Here is a 1,485-nt window from a genome sequence, read left to right on the forward strand (position 1 = left end):
AGAAAAACCCGCTGCAGGCAGCAAAAGCCAGGCTGCGCCATCATCGCCTTTTGCTGTCTGCGCTAGTATTGGTGAAATCGAACGAAAAGAGTAATTTTAAAATCCCAGCCTGCGCGTAGCCTGGCCGTTGGCTGCTATTTATTAAAAAGAAATGATAATGGACTACGAGGAATACTTTGACTCACTAATTGAAAAAGACTTATATTCTGAAAAAGATGAGATAATCAGAATTCTTAAGGATAATCCCGACAATGAGAGTATAAAGAATTATGGAATAGAGGATCTGATATTTGAGTTTTTACTAGCTTTGAACGAAAAAGACGATTATGCTTCAATAGTTAGGCTAGAAAATATTTTAGCGGAGCATTATCCAAATACACATGAAGAAGAGTTTGGTCAATTTGCAGATATTCTAATTCCTTATTATGTATCAACTCGTCAAGAATCAAAGGCGAAGTCAATTTTTGATAAATGGATTGAAATAGGATATGACTATGATTCTATTTTGATAACGTTGAACCGTTTGGTTCATTATGGAAAAGAATCTTGGATTGAAGAGTATATCGAAAAAGAGTATTTCAATATAAAAACATCACCAAACCTGATTAGTGGAGCCGAAGAGGATTTACATTTTTATAAATTGATGATTGAAATAGGGAAAATCAATACAGGTGTTAAAAGTATAGATGAAGCATCGGAGGAACTGGGGAAATATGATTTAGAAATTAGTGAGCGTTATCAAAAAATATTAGAGGGGCTCGACCAAGGACTGAATTTTAAAAATGATAGGGGAGACTATATTTTAGGAATTGTAAACGATTTTCAGAATTACTTGAATAGCAAGTATGATGTTCCCTATTTAGAGTCCGGAATAGTAATGAAAGCATTAACTGACTATTTTGAAAACAGTAAGTATAGTGATTTAGTTACCTACTTTAAGATACGTGAAAATTCATTTGAGAGGCATATGTACGAAAATTCTATTAATGGGATGAGCCTAAATACAGAATCGAACTATTGTATGTTGTATTATTTACCCGTTTTTCACCGTTTCTTAACAGAGAAGAAAATATTTACAGAGGACGATTTTGAAAAGGAGGGAGAAAAGATTTCAAGCGTAACAAGAAAATTTAGGAAAGAGTATCCAAAAAAAGCTTGGATTTTAGATAAATTGAAGAGTAATAAGTGAAAAACAGCAGCCAACAATGGCTAGCCGACAATACTCCGCGATGCTCCGTACTGCGGCTAGCCGGGCCGTTGGGCGCACTCCATTTTGGGAATAAAAAACTGATAAACAAACGATTAGAGATTAAGCCTGCCTTTGAAAATCGGGAATAATTGTTTTTTGGAACCCAAGTTTTGTTTGTTACGGTCAATTGAATGTATAGCCCAATTAGGCAGGCAAAAAATGGAAAATCAGTATTTCTATCGGGTAATTCGTTGTCCCGAATAATTGAGATCCTTAACAATTACCGCTCCCTGTCA

At 35.1% G+C, this 1,485-nt stretch carries 1 protein-coding gene; it reads left to right on the forward strand.

Going from position 1 to position 1,485, the window contains the following annotated elements; genetic code table 11:
* Nucleotides 1-157 precede the first annotated feature (157 nt).
* Nucleotides 158-1,189, forward strand: coding sequence for a hypothetical protein (locus IX84_RS29995; protein ID WP_044230226.1), 1,032 nt, complete (start codon nucleotides 158-160; stop codon nucleotides 1,187-1,189).
* The last annotated feature ends 296 nt before the right edge of the window (nucleotides 1,190-1,485 follow it).

This window comes from Phaeodactylibacter xiamenensis, assembly GCF_000759025.1.
GTDB classification, from domain to species: Bacteria; Bacteroidota; Bacteroidia; order Chitinophagales; family Saprospiraceae; genus Phaeodactylibacter; species Phaeodactylibacter xiamenensis.